Raw genomic sequence first — 19,146 nt, 5'->3', positions numbered from 1 at the left:
AAAACTTTAACGTACCTTTTGATAACAATCAAGCTGAGCGTGATGTTCGTATGATAAAAGTTAAAAGTAAAGTTTCGGGATGCTTTAGAACTACAAAAGGTTGCCAGGATTTTTTAGACATTATGTCTTATATTGGAACCGCTAAAAAACATGGTATAAGTCCATTGTTAGCCTTAAAAAAAGCGCTATTAGGTAAAAGTAATTTTATTTTAACTTAATAGCGACTGAATAGTTACGAATTTCTTTTGTATATGTGCTTAAAAGTAATGTTTATTACTAATGTTAACAATAACTCTTTTTAAAAGTCTCCATTTATTCCACTTTTATAGAATAAATTTTTGTCAATAAAAATAGTATATAAGGTGAACCTTTACAAAAATAATCATTAAAGTAGGAGGTAAATTATGAGGAAAAAATATTTAGTTACAGGTGCCAATGGATTTATTGGATCTTGTATAGTTAGAAAGTTAATAAACGATAATCAAGAAGTTCATATATTAGCTAGAAAAGAATCTGATGATTGGAGACTCAAAGATCTTATTAAATATATTACCATTCATTATATTGACTTAAACGATGAAAATACAGTTAAAGATTTTTTTTATAAACAATCATTCAATGTAGTATTTCATTTAGCAGCATATGGAGTATATCACTTCCAAAAAGATATAGATATGATAATTAATACTAACCTAACTATGACTTGGAATTTAGTTAAAGCTTGCCAAGAAACAGGTGTAGAAATATTCATAAATACTAGCAGTTCATCAGAGTATGGTGAAAAAATTGAACCTATGAAAGAAGATATGGTACTAGAACCTAATAGTATGTATGGAGCAACAAAAGCGGCGTCAACTATATTGTGCAGTACATATGCAAAATTAAATAAAATGCAACTTTGTACAGTAAGATTATTATCTCCGTATGGGTATTTCGATGCTTCAAGCCGTTTAATTCCAACGGTTATAAGAGGTTGTTTAGAAAATAAAGATATATATTTAGGGAGTAAAACATCTAAAAGAGATTTTATATTTATAGAAGATGTTGTAGAAGCATATTTGAAAATTTCAAATTCTAATGATAAATTTGGTGAAGTTTATAATTTAGGAAGCGGAGTAGAATATACAGTAGAAACAATTGTTAATAAAATAATGTTTTTAACTAACAGTAAAAGTAATCTACATTGGGGAGATAATTTAGGTAGACAGTATGAACCAAAATATTGGTTTGCAGATATAAGTAAAATTAAATCAGATCTATCATGGAGTCCTAAAGTAGATATAGATAGTGGATTAAGAAAAACTATTGAATGGTTTGAAAAAAATAAGAACTTGTATAGTTAAAATGGAGGTTAAAATGAAAGTATCAGATTATATAGTAAAGTTTATAAAAGAATATAATGTAGATACTATTTTTGGATATCAAGGTGGAATGATTACACACTTAGTAGATTCTATATTTAAAGAAGATGGAATAAACTTTGTTTCTTTATACCATGAACAGGGAGCTGCATTTGCAGCAGAGGGTTATTCTAGAGTAAGCGGTAATATTGGCGTGGCTATTGCCACTAGTGGACCAGGTGCTACTAATTTAGTTACTGGTATCGCAAGTTGTTTTTTTGATTCTATTGCATGTATATTTATAACAGGCCAGGTAAATACCTATGAACTTAGAAGAAATGATAATATAAGGCAAGAAGGATTTCAAGAGACCGATATAATTAAAATAGTACAGAGTATAACAAAATACTCAGTTAGTATAAAAAATGCTGAAGATATTAAATACCATTTAGAGAAGGCTTTTTTCTTGGCTAAAAATGAAAGGTGTGGACCCGTGCTTCTTGATATTCCTATGAATATTCAACGAGCTGAAGTTAATGAGGATGAATTAAAAGGATTTTACTATACAGATGAGCATCTAGAAATGGAAAAATATATTTTAAATGAAGTAGATTTAAATAATGATATACAAAATGTAATTAATTTAATTAAAGAGTCAAGTAGACCTATAATTTTATCAGGTGGAGGAATAAGAATTGGAAGAGCTATAGATGAATTGAAATTATTTAGTGTGGTAAGTAATATACCTGTTGTTACAACTCTTATGGGGTTAGATTCTATAGATAGCGAACATGAAAATTACGTGGGATATATGGGTAGCTATGGAAATAGATATTCAAATTTAGCAGTGGCAAATAGTGATTTACTAATTGTATTAGGTTCTAGATTAACAACAAGACAAACAAGTACCAATGTCAAAAGCTTTGCAAGAGAAGCAAAAATAATTCATGTTGATATAGACAATAATGAACTTAACTTAAAGTTAAAAGAAGATATTAGTATAAGGTGTGATGTGAAAGTTTTTCTTACTAAAATAATTAATAAATTAAATATAGATGATTATAAATATGATTTTAGTATATGGATGGATAAAATTAAAAATTATAAAAAACAGTATCCAAGTTATCCAACTAAAATATATAAAAGTGAAATAGATCCAAATGAAATAATGCACTTTATCGGAGATTTATGTAATAAAAATACTATTTTCTCTCTTGATATAGGGCAAAATCAAATATGGGCATCACAATCTATTGCTATAAAAAAAGGTCAAAGGGTATTAAATGCTGGAGGAATGGGTCCTATGGGATTTTCAATACCTGCAGCTATAGGAGCTTGGTATTCTAGCAAAAAATCTAAAATAATATCTATAGTTGGAGATGGTGGATTTCAAATGAATATTCAAGAGCTCCAAACTATAATCAGAGACAATATACCAATAAAGATTATTATTATGAATAATCAAGCATTAGGGATGATACGACATTTTCAAGAATTATATTATGATTCTAAATATTATGGAACAATAGAAGGATATTCTACACCAGATTTTATAAAAGTATGTACTGCATATGGAATAGATTCCACTAAAATATCATCTATTGATGAGATACACAAAATAAAGGAACTTTTAGATGATGATAAAAGTCATTTAATTGAAATAACTTTAAGCCAAATAACATACTCAATTCCAAAATTAGAAATGGGAAGACCTATTGAGGATCAATCGCCATTACTAGATAGAGATGAATTTTATAAAAATATGATAGTAAAAGCTTATAAATAAATATAAAGACCAGCAGATTTTGCTGGTCTTTATATTTAGGCGTTTCCACATAAACAACAATTCTTAATTAGAAAAAAAAACATTAAACTTATCAACTATATAATCTATACATTCTTCTGTTATGCCAGGCCAAACACCAATCCAAAAAGTACTTTCCATTATAGTATCAGTATTTGCTAAATCTCCTACTACTTTATAGTTATAGTTATTTCTTGTAAAAGCAGGTTGTTTTAGGATATTGCCTGCAAACAACAGTCTTGTTCCTATTTTATTATCTTCTAAGAAGTTTATTAGATCATTCCTATTGTATTTATCATTTTTTATTATCGTTATAGGGAATCCAAACCAGCTGGGCTCACTCTTTTCAGTTTCTTTAGGTAAAATCAAATATTTATTGAGTCTACTTAATCCTTTATGTAGTTTTTTGAAATTTTCATTTCTCTTGTGTTTAAAATATTTCAATTTATTTAATTGGGATAAACCTATAGCCGCTTGCATATCTGTAACTTTAAGATTATACCCTAAATGAGAATATACATATTTATGATCATATCCTATTGGAAGTTCTCCATGTTTTTGGGTGAATCTATTTTTACAAATATTATCTTTGCCTGGAGGACATATACAATCTCTTCCCCAGTCTCTGACTGATGTTATTATATTATATAATAGTGGATCATTAGTAACAACAGCGCCACCTTCACCCATAGTTATATGATGAGCTGGATAAAAACTAAATGTGCCTATATGACCAATCGTACCAGTATACTTTCCATTGTACTTAGCCCCTAATGCATCACAACTATCTTCTATTACCCACAAGTTATATTTTTCTGCTAATTCCATAACCTTATTTAAGTCAAATGGGTTTCCTAGTGTATGGGCCATAAATATTGCTTTTGTCTTATCAGATATAGCATTTTCTATATCATCCACTTTATAGTCATATGTTTCTAAGTCTACATCTATAAATACAGGAATCATACCATTTTGTATAATTGGTGATATAGTAGTTGGAAAACCTGCAGCTACAGTTATGACTTCATCGCCCTCTTTTAATCTTCGTTCTCCTAACTTATAAGAAGTTAAAGCTGTGAATGCAACTAAATTAGCAGAGGATCCTGAGTTTACTAAAGAACAGTATTTAGCATCTAATATTTTTGCAAATTCTTTTTCAAATGCAGATGAATATCTTCCTGCTGTAAGCCACATATCTAAAGATGCATCTATTAAGTTGACCATATCATTTTCATCTAATACTTTTCCCGATGCTGGTATATAGTCTACTCCAGGTTTTATGGTTTTGTAGCTTATATTTTCATTAAAGTATTCTTTTGATAAATTCAATATATTTTGTTTTTTATTATCCATATCTATTCACTCCATATGATATTTTTACTTATAGCTACTTTTGTATATTCTTTTATCTGATTTATCGAAAATTCTTTCGCATTAAACTTTTCATTTTCATAAAATTCCTTATACCAATTTATAGTTTCTTCAATTGCTCTATTTGAATCATAAACTGGTCTCCATTTTAGCTTAGCCTTTGCTTTACTTATATCTAATTTAAGAAGATTGGCTTCATGTAATTGATTTTCGCAACTTTCAGCTGTATAATTTCCTCTTCCCCAAACTCCTATAGATTTTTTTATGACTTCTTCAACACTTAAAATATCATTATAATTTGGTCCAAAGTTCCAACCTTCACTTAAGTTATTATGTTTTTGTAGCATAAGTGCTCCTATCCATAAATACCCTGAAAGTGGTTCTAGTACATATTGCCAGGGTCTTGTTGACATAGGATTTCTAGTTACTATAACTTTATTTTGAGATATGGATCTAGCTATATCTGGGACTAATCTATCCTCTGCCCAATCACCACCACCTATAACATTGCCAGCTCTTACTGATGCTACTGATATATTTAAATCATTAAAAAAACTCTGTCTATAAGAATTTGTTAATAACTCTACACATCCTTTACTAGAACTATATGGATCATATCCCCCCATAGGATCTATCTCTCTATATCCATAAATCCATTCTTTATTTTCATAGCATTTATCAGTTGTTATATTTACAATAGCATTTACACTATCACTTTTTATTACAGATTCAAATAAATTTAAAGTTCCGATTACATTTGTTTCATAAGTATTTTTAGGTTCTAAGTATGACAACCTAACTAATGGTTGTGCCGCTAAATGAAATACTATTTCAGGTTTATATTTTTGTATTGTATCATTTAAGTATTTCTCATCTCTAATATCTCCTATAATACTTGTAATTTCTGATTCTATATTTAATACTTTAAAAAAACTTGGATTAGTGTTTGGATTTAGAGAATACCCTATAACATCTGCTCCAAGTTGTTTTAACCATAAACAAAGCCAAGAACCTTTAAAACCTGTATGACCTGTTACTAAAACTTTTTTTCCGTTATATATCGATTTAAATAATTTAATCATTATTAAGTTCCATATCCTCCCTCATAAATGATGTTTATATTATTTCCATATTTTCCAAGGAGCCTCATTAGATTTCCATATATTTTCTAATTCTAATTTGTCTCTTAATGTATCCATAGGCTTCCAAAATCCACTGTGTTTATATGCTGACAACTCTCCTTCTGATGCTAATCTTTTTAATGGGTCTTGTTCCCATACTGTAGAGTCATCTATTATATAGTCTATAACTTTAGAATCTAATACAAAAAAACCTCCATTTATCCAAGCACCATCACCCGCTGGTTTTTCTATAAATTTATTTACATTATTGTTTTTATCTAAATTTAATGCTCCAAATCTTCCTGGTGGCTGAACTGATGTTATTGTAGCTAATTTGTTATTTTGTTTATGATACTTAACTAATTCATCTATATTAACATCAGATACACCATCTCCATACGTTAACATAAATGTCTCATCACCAATATATTCTTTAACTCTTTTTACTCTTCCGCCTGTAAGCGTATTTGTTCCTGTATCTACCAAAGTTACTTTCCATGGTTCAGATTTTCTATTATGCATATCTATATTTCCATTACTTAAGTCTATTGTAAAATCATTTTGATGATTATAATAGTTTATAAAATAGTCTTTTATAGCGTATCCTTTGTAACCACAACATATTATAAAGTCATTATATCCATAGGTAGAATAAATTTTCATAATATGCCAAAGGATTGGTTTACCTCCTATTTCAATCATAGGTTTAGGTTTTATATCAGTTTCTTCACTTATTCTTGTTCCATATCCGCCTGCTAATATCACTACTTTCATCTGCTTCACATCCTTACATTGCTAAAACTATTATTTTCTAACATGTTTTTAAACAAATTAATGATTATGTTGCCTATAGTAGTTTTTTCCATACTTTCATACTGTTTTTCCATAGCATAATATTCACTTCTTAACTTATTTAATGCTGTCTGTTTATAAATTTCATTATCAAGGAATATTAAGCTTGTTTCTAAAGGAAAAATTTTATCTATATTATTTACAGGATCTTTTGAAACATATTTTTTCCATATTATAGGTATAAGCAAATCTCCTGCAAAACTAGCAGTCCAATTTTCACATTTTATATATGATTCTTGTTCTAGACCATTGGATTTATAGGAACTAGCTATTTCACTAAATACTTTGAAGTATATAACTGGAAGGGAGGATTCCCAAAAACTTTTACCTGTATCTGTTGACCATTCTCTAGTGCCCTCACCAACAGTTATTAAAGGTTCACCACAGTAGTATGCTTTTTTACCTAAGAACCCATTAGAATATACGTATATATGAGGATATATAGTTATAAGACTGTCATATCCATCTAATTCTTTTTTATCTACTTCTACTCCATTCCATAAGTCACGTCTAAATATTCCTGTCATTAAAGAGCCAAGTAACACATTATTATATATAGGGTCTATTATATAATCTAGTTTATCAACTTTAAAACTGTGAGTTGGAGCTCCATTTGGTCTTAGATAATTTGGATTTTTTAGTTGTTCACTTATATTGGTAGAAATCTCTTTATCGCTTATCTTTAATGAATCCTCAATTCTCATTAAATCGAAACTACAAGATATAAAATCTATATCTTCATTTTCATGTAAAATATTGATGATTTTATTTATACTATATGGTTTTATAAAGTCATCACTACCTATTACCCAACAAAATTGGCCCATGGCATCTTTTACAACTTTGAAAAAATTTCGTGCCACTCCTAGGTTACTAGAATTGCAATTGTATATAATATCAATTGATGGATACATCTTCTGTACATCATTCACTACGGAGTATATATCCTCTGTAGATGCATTATCTGATATTACTATTTCTACGATGTTTTCATATCCCTTACATGCTTCACATGCAGAAATTAAACACCATTTGAATATATATTTTCTATTATATGCAGGTATACATATTGACAGTACTTTTGATTTTTTCTTATCTGAGGTTTGATTATCGTCTTCGAATTTCACCATAAAATCCCTCCTATTAATTTGTATGCAATTTACCGTTGGTAAAGGCAAGAACTCTTGTGTCTATATTATTGTATTCAGCAATTAAATAGAAATGCTAAAATTAAACCCTACAAAATGATATGAATTTGTCTATAATTTTGATATATATATTGTCCATTAAATGTTGTCGCTCTTTTCAATGCTTGATTTGTCAAATTAAATGCAAAATCTTATATTAATTTCATTCCTTAAATTATATAATTAATTGCACTGAAATGAATAGTATTAAATATATCTATTAGTACAGTAATTTAATAAAAAGGAGCTGATTTTATGAAAACAATAAGCCTTTGTATGATAACCCAAAATAATGAAAGAACCTTAGAACGAGCTTTAAATTCTGTATCTTCTTTAGTAAATGAAATCATAATAGTCGATACTGGATCAAGTGATAAAACAATTGAAATAGCAAAAAAATTTAATTCTAAAATATACCACTTCATTTGGTGCAATGATTTTTCTAAAGCTAGAAATTTTGCTTTAGATAAGGCAACTATGGAATGGATTTTAGTACTTGATAGTGACGAATATATAGAACAAACAACTGCTATTAGAATAAGAAATAATATAGAAACTAAGAATTTCAAAGCCTATACTATGCTTATCAATAATATTAATAAAAAATATACTCATGAAAACAGTCATCCTTTAACTAAATTATTTATAAATGATAAAGACATAAGATATGAACACAGAATACATGAACAGATAGATTGGAGTTTTTTTGAGAAATATCAACCTGAAGATTTTTGTTATAGCGATATGCTAGTTATGCATGATGGATATGATGAAACTATAATAGATGCAAATAAAAAGTCTAAAAGAAACCTTGATATACTACTTAGTTATACCGAGAAAGAAAAAGATGGCTATTATTATTACTTGCTTGGTAAAGTATACTTTTATGATACTAAGTTTGAAATGGCTCTATCTAATTTTAAAAAAGCTTTAGATGATACTGATAAAATTATAGGTCAACTAAAAGATTTATTCCTTAAAAAACTTCATTGTTTATACAAATTAGGCTATTATAAACAAACATTAAAGGAAATAGATGATTGTTTAATTGAAGAACATAATTTTAGAGAGCTTTATTATTTAAAATTTCTTATATTAAAAGATTGTGGATTTGTCACTGATTGTATTGAAAATTTGAAGATTTTTGGTAAGATAGATAATAACTTTGTTTCTTATCCAATTCTATACGCTGTAAGTGATAAAGATATCCTCTGGACTATAAATAAGTACTCTAACTATATGATTAATGAAAAATGTATTAAAAATATAACTCTTATGTATGTATGCAAGGAGCTTAATTATAATAATTTAAAATCAAGTTTAATTAACTATATGGATTTAGTAAAAGACATTATAGTTGTAACCCCTATAAATAAAATTAATGATTTAAAACTTATAGAGGAAATACCTAATGTAAAATCGGTAGGATGTAATAATAGTAACGATGATAATATGATTTTTAATGGTTTGAATTATTTAAATAATGATTGTGATTATATATTATTAGGTTATGATGGTGAGCTTGTAAGCAAAGATACATGTGATTATATCTCACATACATTAAATAATTCTAATGTTGATGGTATTACATTTAATTTAACTTTACTTAATAAAAATAATTTCATTCCTATAAATATTCTTCAATATTCAACTCTTAGATTATTTAAAAGAAGTACATTTAATATTTCTTATCTATTTAAAGCAACTAATAACTTAAATATTATTGAGAGTCAATACGAAATAAATATATAATAAAAGTAAAGCAGAGTTTATCATACTCTGCTTTTTTTATAATTAATGAAACTTAAATAAATATTTTATATTATGATAAGAAAGAAACAGAATCTAGGCAAACAAAGTATACTCTAAATGGAGCACCTTTTGAAGGTGGGGTAGCTAATACCATCACATTGCATATTTTACCAAGAACTAAAGTCTCATACAATGCAAGTGGTCCAGCAACTAAGCTAGTTACAGTATTAATGCATCCACCAGCTTGATTCCATATCCCTGTATTGCAACAGCAGTCATCGCATTCACACTTGCAACTACAGTTACCATCACAGTCCTTTGGTATATCTAAGTCTTGAGATATTATGTTTAAGAAAGTATTATAATCGCAAGTATCTTTATTACAAACATCTGTAATTGTGCTGCTAAGTTCAAAGGCAACTGCAATTAATTTGCAAAGAGAAGCGTAGTTTACAACTAATGGGTCTAATACAGAATCATTTATAGGAGGTGATAATACAGAACCTGATACTTTAAGCAAATCACAATCACTCGGAGAAAAACCAAATAAAGAGCCTTCGATAGATGTTAAACTATCATCTCCAGGAGTAGCTGGTATCTTAAGAGAAGGCACGCCTACAAGTGAATCTTCTGCTATAAAAGCAAACTTATTAAAGTCTAAATATGTGTGTAAACATCTTTTATTTAATAACTTAAGAGCCTCTCTCATACTATTTTTACAACAACAACTGTCATCACATTTTTTTACATGTTTCTTAGGTTCATTTTTATTTTCATTACATCTACTTTCTTTACATACATTTTCTTTGCACGTATTTTCATCACATCTGTTTTCGTTGCACTTATTTTCGCTACATCCATTCTCCTGTTCACTTATCTCAATATTTCGTTCTTTATTTTTTCCATCATTAGAAGAGTTATAATAGTAACCATTAATATTATTTTTATTTGACATATAATTAAACTCCTTTATAATATTAAATAGATTTAAACCTATTTAATATTATAATATCTAAAAAGAACTATAATGTTACAAAATTTAATAAAGTATTCAAGTTAAATCTAATAATATTTTCGCAATATATCCCAAATTTTTAAGTAAGTACTAAGTCAATCCTAACTTTCTCTATTTTATATGAATTTTATTTCAACTCGCTTATAAATACTAACAATTTATAATTTTATTTCTTAAATAAGTCCCAATATAATTTACTATAATTTGTGTCATTGTTGTATCTATTTGTGTGTTCGTTCCTTTATAAATAATTGATATATCCGCTTTATCCTCAATGCTTTTTACCTTTAAACTTCCTATATAAATTATCTTTGCACCATTTAGTTTTGCATTATCAACTAGCCTTTCATTATGATCATCTTGTTGGCGCATATGTTGTAGACAAATTACAGCAGAATCACTTCCAACCTTGTCCACCTCACTTATTTGATAATTGGGATCTAAAAATGCACTTGTTTTCTTACCCATCAAAATTAGTTCCATTTGTAATCGCCAAACTGCAGATATGATAGGTATTCCTATGAATATGATTTTATCACTTTTTTCGATTATAGATACTAACGATACAATATCAGCTTCTTCTATACTACCCATAACCTCGCTAATTTTATCACATATAATTTGTCCATATTCAATAGGATTAATAACTTCATCCTTTATAGACGGGAAATACTTGCCGTCATATTCATAACTCTCTGGTGTTCTATTTATGTAATTTCGAAATTCAGAAAAATTACTAAAATATAATTGCCTAATAAATCGATTCGCTGTTGAAACTGAGATATGTATCGAATCTGCAAATGCTTGTACACTAGACATGTCTAAATTGTTATAATTCTCCAAGATAGATTTTGCAATTTGAAAATAAATGTCTCCTTGATCATAAGTATTATAACACCCTATTAATCCTGCTAACTCTAACATATTCCCTCCTTTATTCTCTATTTATTTACATAAATAATAATATCATATTCCCCAATATAAATATATATTTATACGTTAGGATTTTCAAATCTAAGTCATCAAAAAATTAATATCGCAAAAAAATCATCTCTAGTTTTACCAGAGATGATTTTTATTTATTTTGTATTAAGTAATTAAATTATTTGCCTGTTACATATTTTGAAGCATTAATTCCTGCTAATCTACCTGATGTATATGCAAATCCAAGTGTACCACCTTCAAAGTCAACATATGCTTTTCCATACATTCCACCTGCATCAGCACCTGCTGCATATAATCCATCTATAGGCATTCCTTTTTCATCAACTACTTCTATCTTCTCATTAATACGTATTCCACCTAATGTTCCTAAGTTTCTCGCTGAGAATTTTATTGCATAGTAAGGACCTTCTTCTAAAGAAAGTAAACGTGAAGAGTCTGAAAAGAATAACTCATCTTTACCATTTTTTATAGCATTGTTATATTGGTTTACTGAAGACATAAAGTTTTCTTCATTTACTTTCATTTCTTTTGCAAGACCTTCTAATGTATCTGACTTAAATACAACACCTGTATCTAAAGTTTTATCAAACATAGCTGCATAATCTACTGGAGAATGATCCTCTTCATAGAAAATCCTAGTATCATTCGGCTCATTAAATTCCATAAAGAATTGAGGATCATCTTTCCACTTTGCAAATTGATCTTCTATAGCCGCTCCTCCGCCTTTTTTCATCTTATTTAACATATTTGAATCAACTATTACATATTCTTCTTGTTCAGGTTGCATACTAATTTGTGCTCCATGAGTCGAGTATATAGTTGTATTTGTTTCATCTGAGAAACGTTGTCCTAAGTTATTAACTCTTAAGTTAGGATATCTAGTAAAGTTTGTTAGTGCATACCAATCATCACCTAATGCCTCAGCAAGTTTTGCAGTTTCTTCATCTGTAAACTTTGCCCAAAAATATTGTGCAACATCAGTTCCATACTCATCTGCACCTGCATTCCACGCCATTTTGATTCCGTCACCTGTATTTTGAGCTATTTCACCTTTAGTATAACTTTTACCAAAGTTCTCTTTTAACATTTCTTCGCTTCCACCATAACCACCTGTAGCTATGATAACTGATTTAGCATTAACTTTTAGTGTTGAACCATCTGCCTTCTTTGCCATAACACCTGTTATGTTACCTTTATCATCTTTAATTAGTTCAGTTGCTGGGGTACTAAATCTAACCTCTCCACCCTTAGATTTAAATGAATCGATTAATTTATTAATTGCAACTGTTCCACCTTCAGCATAACCATGTAGTGTAGCTGGCATTCCGATATGTTCATATCCACCACCAGTTCCTGCATCTGCTAAATTAAAGTCGCAACCATTTTCTTCTAACCAATCTACAGTTGGACCTGCTTCATCAATAATTTCACGAACAAGTACTGAGTTCATAAACCCATCCGATGCTAAAACGTATTGATCGTATAACCATTCTTTACTTACTGTTGCATTATTATCTTTTTGTTGTTGTGAATCAGCAGCAAACATTCCTCCTGCAAGTGTTCCTGCGCCCATAGGAATTGCTGTTTTTTCAAGTAATAAAACCTTCGCACCGTTATCAACACCTGCAATGGCTGCTGCTGTTCCTGATGCACCTGCTCCAAGTACGACTATATCAGTGCTAACCTCTTCAACTTCTTTTTCTTTTCCAGTTTCTTTAACCTGCTTTAATTTTTCAACATCACCACCAGCTTGAACAACACAATCTTCTACTGCTTGTAAAATTGCATCACTCATTAAAGTAGCCCCTGTAATTGCATCAACAGCTAAGCTTTGATTTTCAAGTATTTTATTTGGTAATTCTTTTATTGCTGCATCAGATATACCTTCTGTTTCTGAATGTTTAAGTACTTTAACACTTTTGATCTCAGAATCAGAGAATTTTACTTCAACTTCAACATTTCCATTTTTTCCTGTTCCTACACCCTTATATGTACCCTCTTTAAAACTATCACTACTTGAGCATCCTGTCATCCCAAACATGAATACCATAGCCATTAACATAGCTAAATGTTTAAAAATATTTTTTTTCATACTATGCCCCCTCACTTTTTGTTGTACTCCCTCACATTTGATTTACATGATAAAGTATATCATAGATATTTTTTTAACTAAGTTTCAGGATGAGGTCTAATTATTCTGATTTAGAACTTTACATTTGTGGATTTATGTAGATATTTTATCAAGCAAGGGTAATTGGGTTAAAATTAAATGCAAGACCCTTAAATTATTTGAGTATATATAAATTTGTATTTTTGTGATAAGTTATTATATTACAATATATACAAATTAATTGGAGGTGTTGCAAATAGCTCGTAAATTGTAATGTTTTATATAGTTGAGCTTTGTTTTCTCATCTTTTGTTTAATTAGTTTTTGTTGTTTTCTTACGCTTCTAAGTATAAACTTTACTATTTCATTTAATACAAGTACTGTAGAAGACAATAACACAATCTTTAACCACATATTAGCACCTAAAGGAACTGAGTTGAAAAAACTTCTAAATACTTGAGTAAATATTATTTGACATATTCCTGTTATTACTATAATTCGAAGTGCTAATTTATTCTTGAAGAAGTTTGGTATTGTACTGTTAATGCCAAACTCTCTACAATTTAATGCATTAAAAAGTGCACTAAATGCAAATAATGAAAATACTACTGTTCCTTGCTCCACAGATGTAGCATTAAGCACATTGAAAGTTAACTGTATCTCAACTATGCATATTATCAAAAATGCATTTATAATTATGTTAATAAACATAGATCTAGATATTATTCCCGCATTCCTTTTTATAGGTTTTCTTTTTAATACATAACTTCTTACAGGCTCTAATCCAAGAGCTAACGCAGGAGGTCCATCCATTATTATATTAACCCATAGTAATTGTATGGTAGTAAAAGGCATTGGTTTGCCCATAACTTGAGAAACTATAGCGATTATAAAGGCTACTATATTGACAGTAAGCTGAAATTGTATAAATCTTTGGAAGTTTTCATATATTCCTCTACCCCATTTTATACCATCTACTATCGTACTAAAACTATCATCAGTTAATATAATATCCGATGCATTTTTTGACACTTCTGTTCCCGATATTCCCATTGAAATTCCAACATCCGCTCTACTTAATGCTGGAGCATCATTTATTCCATCACCTGTTACAGCTACTATCTCACCATTAGTTTGAAGCGCCTGTACTATTCTCATTTTAGTATCTGGCTTAGAACGAGCTACTATGGATATTCCTTTTATTTCTTCTCTTAATTCTTCATCAGATAAAACATCTATATAAGTAGCTTCTACTGCTTTTTTACCAGTGTCTAATAAACCAATTTCTTTTCCAATTGCAGTAGCTGTATTTATATTATCACCTGTAAGCATCTTAACATCTACACCTGCATCAAAGGCTGTTTGTATTGATTCTTTTACACCTTCTCTTAATGGGTCTAGTATACCTACAAATCCTCCAAATACTAAATCTTCATCATTGTCATAACTATTTACATCTCTTTGATATTCATAATTATTAATTTCTCTAGTTACTGCTACTTCTTCTTCACAACAAATTTCTACTTCAGCATAACCTTCACCTATTTTTTTATAAGCAAAACCTAAAGTTCTCATAGATTTCATTTGAAGCTTTCTAATCTCATTTAATATATTTTTTCTAATTTGAGGTGTCATTAAAGTAACTTCTTGTCCTTTTTGTATGTACTTACATTTTTTAATCAGTACTTCAGGTGCACCTTTACTTAGCAATACTTCTCCATCTTCTTCTAATATTAAAGATGACATTCTCTTTTTCTCTGAAGTAAAAGGAACTTGAGATATTAAGTTGGTATTTTTTCTTATTTTGTTGTAATCTTTATCTTTATGATATAAAAGTAATGCACATTCTGTGGCACTTCCTATATATTTATAACTTCTATTTTCTTTTTCAATATCTGCTGTAGAATTTACTATGCAGTTTTTTTCAAAGTAGCTATTACTTATGTAATTTTCATCTTTTATATATTTTCCATCTACATATGCAACTTCTACCATCATTTTATTTTGCGTTAGAGTCCCTGTTTTATCTGAACAAATTACAGATATACATCCTATTGTTTCACAAGCTTCTTTTTTAGTTACTAATGCATTTATTTTAGCCATCTTTTGCATAGTTATTGCTAGCGTAATATTTATCATTGTAGGAAGTCCCTCTGGTACTGTAGCAACTATTAAAGCTATACAAACCATATATGCATCTTTTGCAGGTTCTAGTGATTGCAAAAATGGTAATATACCTGACATATTTACTGATATTTGACCTTTTAAATTCATTTGTATAATCATATATACACATAATAAACTAGCTATAATCCCTGAAATACCTGCTATTTTTGCACTTAGTTTGCCTAGTTTTATTTGAAGTGGTGTTGAAATGTCATCATGAGATAAGTTTTGAGCTATTTTCCCCATTTCTGTATTGTCACCAGTATAAGTTACCACCATTATACCTCTTCCATAGGCAACAAGTGTACCTCCAAAAACCATATTTATCTGCTTGGCTGGTATTGCGTCCTGTTCTATAATTTCTATTTTACCGTATACTACTTCCATTTGTACTACCTCTTCAGCTTTTTTTACTACATCTGCACTTTCTCCTGTCAGCATGTCCTCTCTAAGCTTAAGGTTAATGGATTGTATAAGTCTGCCATCTGCTGGTATCATATCACCTGTTTCTATGTATACTACATCTCCTGGAACTAGTTGATTCTTTGATATCTGTCTTATTTTTCCGTTCCTTAGTACTTTTACTTCTATATTTTCTGTCATTTTAGATAGTGCATGAGCAGCTTTTTTGGATTTTCCTTCTGTTACTATTCCTATAGATAAGCCTATAAATATAGCTCCTAGTATACCAAAAGCGTCATGTACTTCTCCTATAAATGCACTTATAACTGCAGCTCCTAATAATATTAATATCATTGGTTCCATTACACTCTCCGATAGTTCTTCTATAAAAGATTTACCTTTTTTTATAGTAAACTCATTTATTCCATATCGGCGGTGTCTTTCTTCTACGTCACTATCACTAAGCCCAATTTCTGAATTTACTTTTAAATACTTTAATACTTCGTTAATAGGTTTATTGTAGTATCTCATACGTATCCCCCTCATAAATTTGCTTTTAACTTATAAAAGTATATGAGTATGTCCATATTTTTATTCATTCTATTTATTTTTATATGCAAAAATAACCCTACATCGTAAGGTTATCTTTTATACAAATATTAGTATGTTTTTTTATTTCTTATTTTTTCTTTTAAAAAGTCACTTATTTCATCTATTCCAGAATCATCTCTGCAAGAAACTTCAAATACTTTAATATCTTTATTAAGTGTATGCACATCCCTGTAAAACTCATTTATATCAAAATCAGTATTTTCAATTAAGTCCATTTTGTTCAATATAACCGCAGAAGAGCATTTAAACATTGAAGGATATTTTAATGGTTTATCATTCCCTTCAGTCACACTCATTACAACAATCTTCATATCTTCACTTAAGTCATAGCTTTCTGGTAATACTAAACTACCTACATTTTCTATAACTAAAAAATCTAGTTTTTCTGTATTTAAATGTTGAAGAGATATAGCTATCATACTTGCGTCTAAATGAGATGTTCCACCAGTATTCAATTGAATTACATCTATATTATGTTTTTCTATTCTCATAGCATCTTTTGCAGTGTATAAGTCTCCCTCTATAACAGCCATGTTGTAACATTTTTTTATATTCCCTATTATTTTCTCTATTACACGAGTTTTTCCAGAACCAGGAGAACCTAATAAGTTTATAGTAAAAATTTTCTTGTTATTAAAAAAATCTTTATTTTTCTTTGCTAATTCCTCATTATTTTTAACGATACTTTTTTCTATAATTATTTGTTTCATAAATTTTCTCCCCTCTAAACTACTGGCTAAATAAATGTATTTACTATATATATTTATTTATGATTTTTTAAAATTCTTTATTCTTTATTTTATGTAACTAATTTGCTTTTTTTTTAATAGTATATTATTAGTTTTGACAATCAGGAGGTGTATTCATGTTACAGTCTTTACTTTTAGTATTTTCTCTTTGTATAGATACTTTTGTAACAAGTATTGCTTATGGTACTAATAAAATCAAAATACCTTTTTTATCTGCAATAATAATAAATAGCATCTGTTCATTTTTTTGGCTATTTCTATGTTTTTAGGTTCTTCCCTTCAAAATTTCTTATCACCAAGTTTAGCTCCTATGCTTAGCTTTATTCTTTTATTAATCTTAGGTATCTATAGACTATTTGAAACTTTTTCTAAAGGATATATAAAAAAAATTTCAAATATGGGTGCTCCACTAACTTTTAAACTTTTTGATTTTAAATTTGTTCTTGAAATTTATGCTGATGAGACAAAAGCCGATTATGACGGTTCTAAAATTCTGTCTTCTAAGGAGGCCTTTTACTTAGCTACTGCTTTGTCTTTAGATAGTCTAGCTGTTGGTTTTGGATGTAGTTTAGGTAATGTTAATAAATTCGATGTTATAGTTTTATCATTTATAATTGGATTATGTTTACTCAAAACAGGTAGCTATTTAGGGAAATACTTTGCAAAAGTTGTTAATATAAATTTATCCTGGATGTCTGGAGTAATGCTTATAATTCTTGCTATAATAAGGATTATTTAAAAATAATCCTACTCTATAAGGTATGATTATCTTATATGTAAATTGCTATAATTTACATATAAAAATAACATAATTAAATGTTATAATATTGTCATAGTAAATATCTAATAAAAAAAATTTATATAGATTTTTATGTATATAATATATTTAAATTATACAAAAAAAGGGTGAATTTGTATATCTTTATTATATTAAAAAAGGGTGCGTAAAATTAAATATTTAAAATCTAGACAACATATGGGGGAAAGTAAAATGATATGTTCTAATTGTAGTAATTCAAATCTGACGGAGGTAAAATCTGTAACAAATTCTACATATTTTTATTGCAAAAGTTGTAATCACAGTCTTGAAACTACTCTCAAGCAAACTTCTTTAGACATAATTTTAAATAGTCTTTGTCAAACTTTAAAGTCGTCTGATTTTAATTCACTAAAAATACAAATAGAAAAGGTTAGTGACAACCTATTACTTTTTGTAAATGACGTAAAAATTAAAAATATAAATTTTGAGTATGATTTTTCAAAGATGGATGTGTATTTTTTAGAAAATACTATTCATGATTTAACTGAAGATTTTTGTGATTTAGATATAAGCAAAATAGATATATTAGTTTGTTCTTAGTCACTTTATTTCCATATTTTTTTTATTATTAAACTAACACTTCAAAGAGATAATATTAAAGAATAGTTTTACACTATATAAATATAATTTATTTTAAATTTGAAAGGAGCTATTTATAAATGGCTAATTATACAGGTGTAGTAAAGTGGTTTAATAATGAAAAAGGTTTTGGATTTATCTCTGCAAATGATGGACAAGATGTTTTCGTTCATTTTTCTAATATAAAAGAAAATGGACACAATAAAGATTTACACGAAGGTGAAGAAGTATCTTTTGACATAGTTCAAGCTGATAAAGGTCCATCTGCCATAAATGTAATTAAATTATAAAGTAAAAAATCCCTCTATTATCTAGAGGGATT

Annotated in this window: 16 protein-coding genes; 7 read left to right on the top strand and 9 right to left on the bottom strand. The window is 28.5% G+C overall.

All coding sequences use genetic code 11. The features are described from left to right. The 3 genes from ACRC03_RS15355 to ACRC03_RS15345 form a co-directional block, all read left to right on the top strand. The coding region (locus ACRC03_RS15355) for an IS66 family transposase (protein ID WP_438653469.1) at positions 1–218 on the top strand (218 nt) is incomplete at its 5' end. A gap of 186 nt (positions 219–404) precedes the next feature. Continuing rightward, entirely contained in the window at positions 405–1,343 is a 939-nt protein-coding gene (locus tag ACRC03_RS15350) for an NAD-dependent epimerase/dehydratase family protein (RefSeq protein ID WP_438653468.1), read from the top strand. A 13-nt stretch (positions 1,344–1,356) separates the two neighbouring features. Further along, the gene (locus ACRC03_RS15345; RefSeq protein WP_438653467.1) at positions 1,357–3,126 is read left to right on the top strand and encodes a thiamine pyrophosphate-binding protein; all 1,770 of its coding nucleotides are present in this window, start codon (positions 1,357–1,359) and stop codon (positions 3,124–3,126) included. A gap of 63 nt (positions 3,127–3,189) precedes the next feature. Here ACRC03_RS15345 and rfbH read toward each other — a convergent pair whose 3' ends face one another. From rfbH to ACRC03_RS15325, 4 genes are read right to left on the bottom strand one after another with little or no spacing between them, the layout of a single operon-like run. After that, the gene (gene rfbH, locus ACRC03_RS15340; protein WP_438653466.1) at positions 3,190–4,497 is read right to left on the bottom strand and encodes a lipopolysaccharide biosynthesis protein RfbH; all 1,308 of its coding nucleotides are present in this window, start codon (positions 4,495–4,497) and stop codon (positions 3,190–3,192) included. Positions 4,498–4,499: 2 nt separating this feature from the next. Beyond that, the gene (gene rfbG / locus ACRC03_RS15335) at positions 4,500–5,597 is read right to left on the bottom strand and encodes a CDP-glucose 4,6-dehydratase (RefSeq protein WP_438653465.1); all 1,098 of its coding nucleotides are present in this window, start codon (positions 5,595–5,597) and stop codon (positions 4,500–4,502) included. A gap of 39 nt (positions 5,598–5,636) precedes the next feature. Then, a complete protein-coding gene (gene rfbF / locus ACRC03_RS15330) occupies positions 5,637–6,410 on the bottom strand; it encodes a glucose-1-phosphate cytidylyltransferase (protein WP_438653464.1) in 774 nt (257 codons plus the stop codon). A 5-nt stretch (positions 6,411–6,415) separates the two neighbouring features. Next, a complete protein-coding gene (locus ACRC03_RS15325) occupies positions 6,416–7,618 on the bottom strand; it encodes a glycosyltransferase family A protein (RefSeq protein WP_438653463.1) in 1,203 nt (400 codons plus the stop codon). Positions 7,619–7,930: 312 nt separating this feature from the next. Here ACRC03_RS15325 and ACRC03_RS15320 point away from each other — a divergent pair, with 312 nt between their 5' ends. Next, positions 7,931–9,427 (top strand): glycosyltransferase family 2 protein, encoded by a 1,497-nt coding sequence (locus tag ACRC03_RS15320; RefSeq protein ID WP_438653462.1) that lies wholly within the window; start codon positions 7,931–7,933, stop codon positions 9,425–9,427. A gap of 70 nt (positions 9,428–9,497) precedes the next feature. On the opposite strand, the gene ACRC03_RS15315 is transcribed toward ACRC03_RS15320, so the two are convergent. The 5 genes from ACRC03_RS15315 to hypB all read right to left on the bottom strand — a co-directional run bounded on the left by ACRC03_RS15315 (position 9,498) and on the right by hypB (position 17,386). Continuing rightward, complete coding sequence (locus tag ACRC03_RS15315; RefSeq protein ID WP_438653461.1) at positions 9,498–10,382, bottom strand: CotA family spore coat protein; 885 nt, start codon at positions 10,380–10,382, stop codon at positions 9,498–9,500. Between the two features lie 210 nt (positions 10,383–10,592). Further along, on the bottom strand, positions 10,593–11,366 hold the full coding sequence (locus tag ACRC03_RS15310; RefSeq protein WP_438653460.1) for a MurR/RpiR family transcriptional regulator: 774 nt from the start codon (positions 11,364–11,366) through the stop codon (positions 10,593–10,595). A gap of 178 nt (positions 11,367–11,544) precedes the next feature. Beyond that, the gene (locus tag ACRC03_RS15305) at positions 11,545–13,479 is read right to left on the bottom strand and encodes an FAD-binding protein (RefSeq protein ID WP_438653459.1); all 1,935 of its coding nucleotides are present in this window, start codon (positions 13,477–13,479) and stop codon (positions 11,545–11,547) included. A gap of 296 nt (positions 13,480–13,775) precedes the next feature. Continuing rightward, positions 13,776–16,595 carry a cation-translocating P-type ATPase gene (locus tag ACRC03_RS15300; protein ID WP_438653458.1) on the bottom strand — a complete coding sequence of 940 codons (2,820 nt, stop codon included), beginning with the start codon at positions 16,593–16,595 and terminating at the stop codon, positions 13,776–13,778. Between the two features lie 128 nt (positions 16,596–16,723). After that, complete coding sequence (gene hypB, locus ACRC03_RS15295) at positions 16,724–17,386, bottom strand: hydrogenase nickel incorporation protein HypB (protein ID WP_438653457.1); 663 nt, start codon at positions 17,384–17,386, stop codon at positions 16,724–16,726. A gap of 298 nt (positions 17,387–17,684) precedes the next feature. Here hypB and ACRC03_RS15290 point away from each other — a divergent pair, with 298 nt between their 5' ends. From ACRC03_RS15290 to ACRC03_RS15280, 3 genes are all read left to right on the top strand, one after another. Beyond that, positions 17,685–18,164, top strand: coding sequence for a manganese efflux pump (locus tag ACRC03_RS15290; protein WP_438653456.1), 480 nt, complete (start codon positions 17,685–17,687; stop codon positions 18,162–18,164). Between the two features lie 252 nt (positions 18,165–18,416). Continuing rightward, positions 18,417–18,785 (top strand): hypothetical protein, encoded by a 369-nt coding sequence (locus tag ACRC03_RS15285; protein WP_438653455.1) that lies wholly within the window; start codon positions 18,417–18,419, stop codon positions 18,783–18,785. Between the two features lie 119 nt (positions 18,786–18,904). Next, on the top strand, positions 18,905–19,114 hold the full coding sequence (locus ACRC03_RS15280; RefSeq protein ID WP_438653454.1) for a cold-shock protein: 210 nt from the start codon (positions 18,905–18,907) through the stop codon (positions 19,112–19,114). Positions 19,115–19,146 lie beyond the last annotated feature (32 nt).

Origin of the sequence: Romboutsia sp., from assembly GCF_051659545.1 — a bacterium.
In the GTDB taxonomy this organism is placed as follows: domain Bacteria; phylum Bacillota; class Clostridia; order Peptostreptococcales; family Peptostreptococcaceae; genus JBOFOR01.
This window is presented reverse-complemented; position numbering and strand designations above follow the sequence as displayed.

Bases quoted from the DNA above. Each gene is read 5' to 3' on its own strand.
- ACRC03_RS15325 (WP_438653463.1), bottom strand. From the start codon at position 7,618: ATGGTGAAATTCGAAGACGATAATCAAACCTCAGATAAGAAAAAATCA.
- rfbH (WP_438653466.1), bottom strand. From the start codon at position 4,497: ATGGATAATAAAAAACAAAATATATTGAATTTATCAAAAGAATACTTT.
- ACRC03_RS15280 (WP_438653454.1), top strand. From the start codon at position 18,905: ATGGCTAATTATACAGGTGTAGTAAAGTGGTTTAATAATGAAAAAGGT.
- ACRC03_RS15300 (WP_438653458.1), bottom strand. From the start codon at position 16,595: ATGAGATACTACAATAAACCTATTAACGAAGTATTAAAGTATTTAAAA.
- ACRC03_RS15305 (WP_438653459.1), bottom strand. From the start codon at position 13,479: ATGAAAAAAAATATTTTTAAACATTTAGCTATGTTAATGGCTATGGTA.
- ACRC03_RS15320 (WP_438653462.1), top strand. From the start codon at position 7,931: ATGAAAACAATAAGCCTTTGTATGATAACCCAAAATAATGAAAGAACC.
- ACRC03_RS15285 (WP_438653455.1), top strand. From the start codon at position 18,417: ATGATATGTTCTAATTGTAGTAATTCAAATCTGACGGAGGTAAAATCT.
- rfbF (WP_438653464.1), bottom strand. From the start codon at position 6,410: ATGAAAGTAGTGATATTAGCAGGCGGATATGGAACAAGAATAAGTGAA.
- rfbG (WP_438653465.1), bottom strand. From the start codon at position 5,597: ATGATTAAATTATTTAAATCGATATATAACGGAAAAAAAGTTTTAGTA.
- ACRC03_RS15290 (WP_438653456.1), top strand. From the start codon at position 17,685: ATGTTTTTAGGTTCTTCCCTTCAAAATTTCTTATCACCAAGTTTAGCT.
- ACRC03_RS15350 (WP_438653468.1), top strand. From the start codon at position 405: ATGAGGAAAAAATATTTAGTTACAGGTGCCAATGGATTTATTGGATCT.
- hypB (WP_438653457.1), bottom strand. From the start codon at position 17,386: ATGAAACAAATAATTATAGAAAAAAGTATCGTTAAAAATAATGAGGAA.
- ACRC03_RS15345 (WP_438653467.1), top strand. From the start codon at position 1,357: ATGAAAGTATCAGATTATATAGTAAAGTTTATAAAAGAATATAATGTA.
- ACRC03_RS15310 (WP_438653460.1), bottom strand. From the start codon at position 11,366: ATGTTAGAGTTAGCAGGATTAATAGGGTGTTATAATACTTATGATCAA.
- ACRC03_RS15315 (WP_438653461.1), bottom strand. From the start codon at position 10,382: ATGTCAAATAAAAATAATATTAATGGTTACTATTATAACTCTTCTAAT.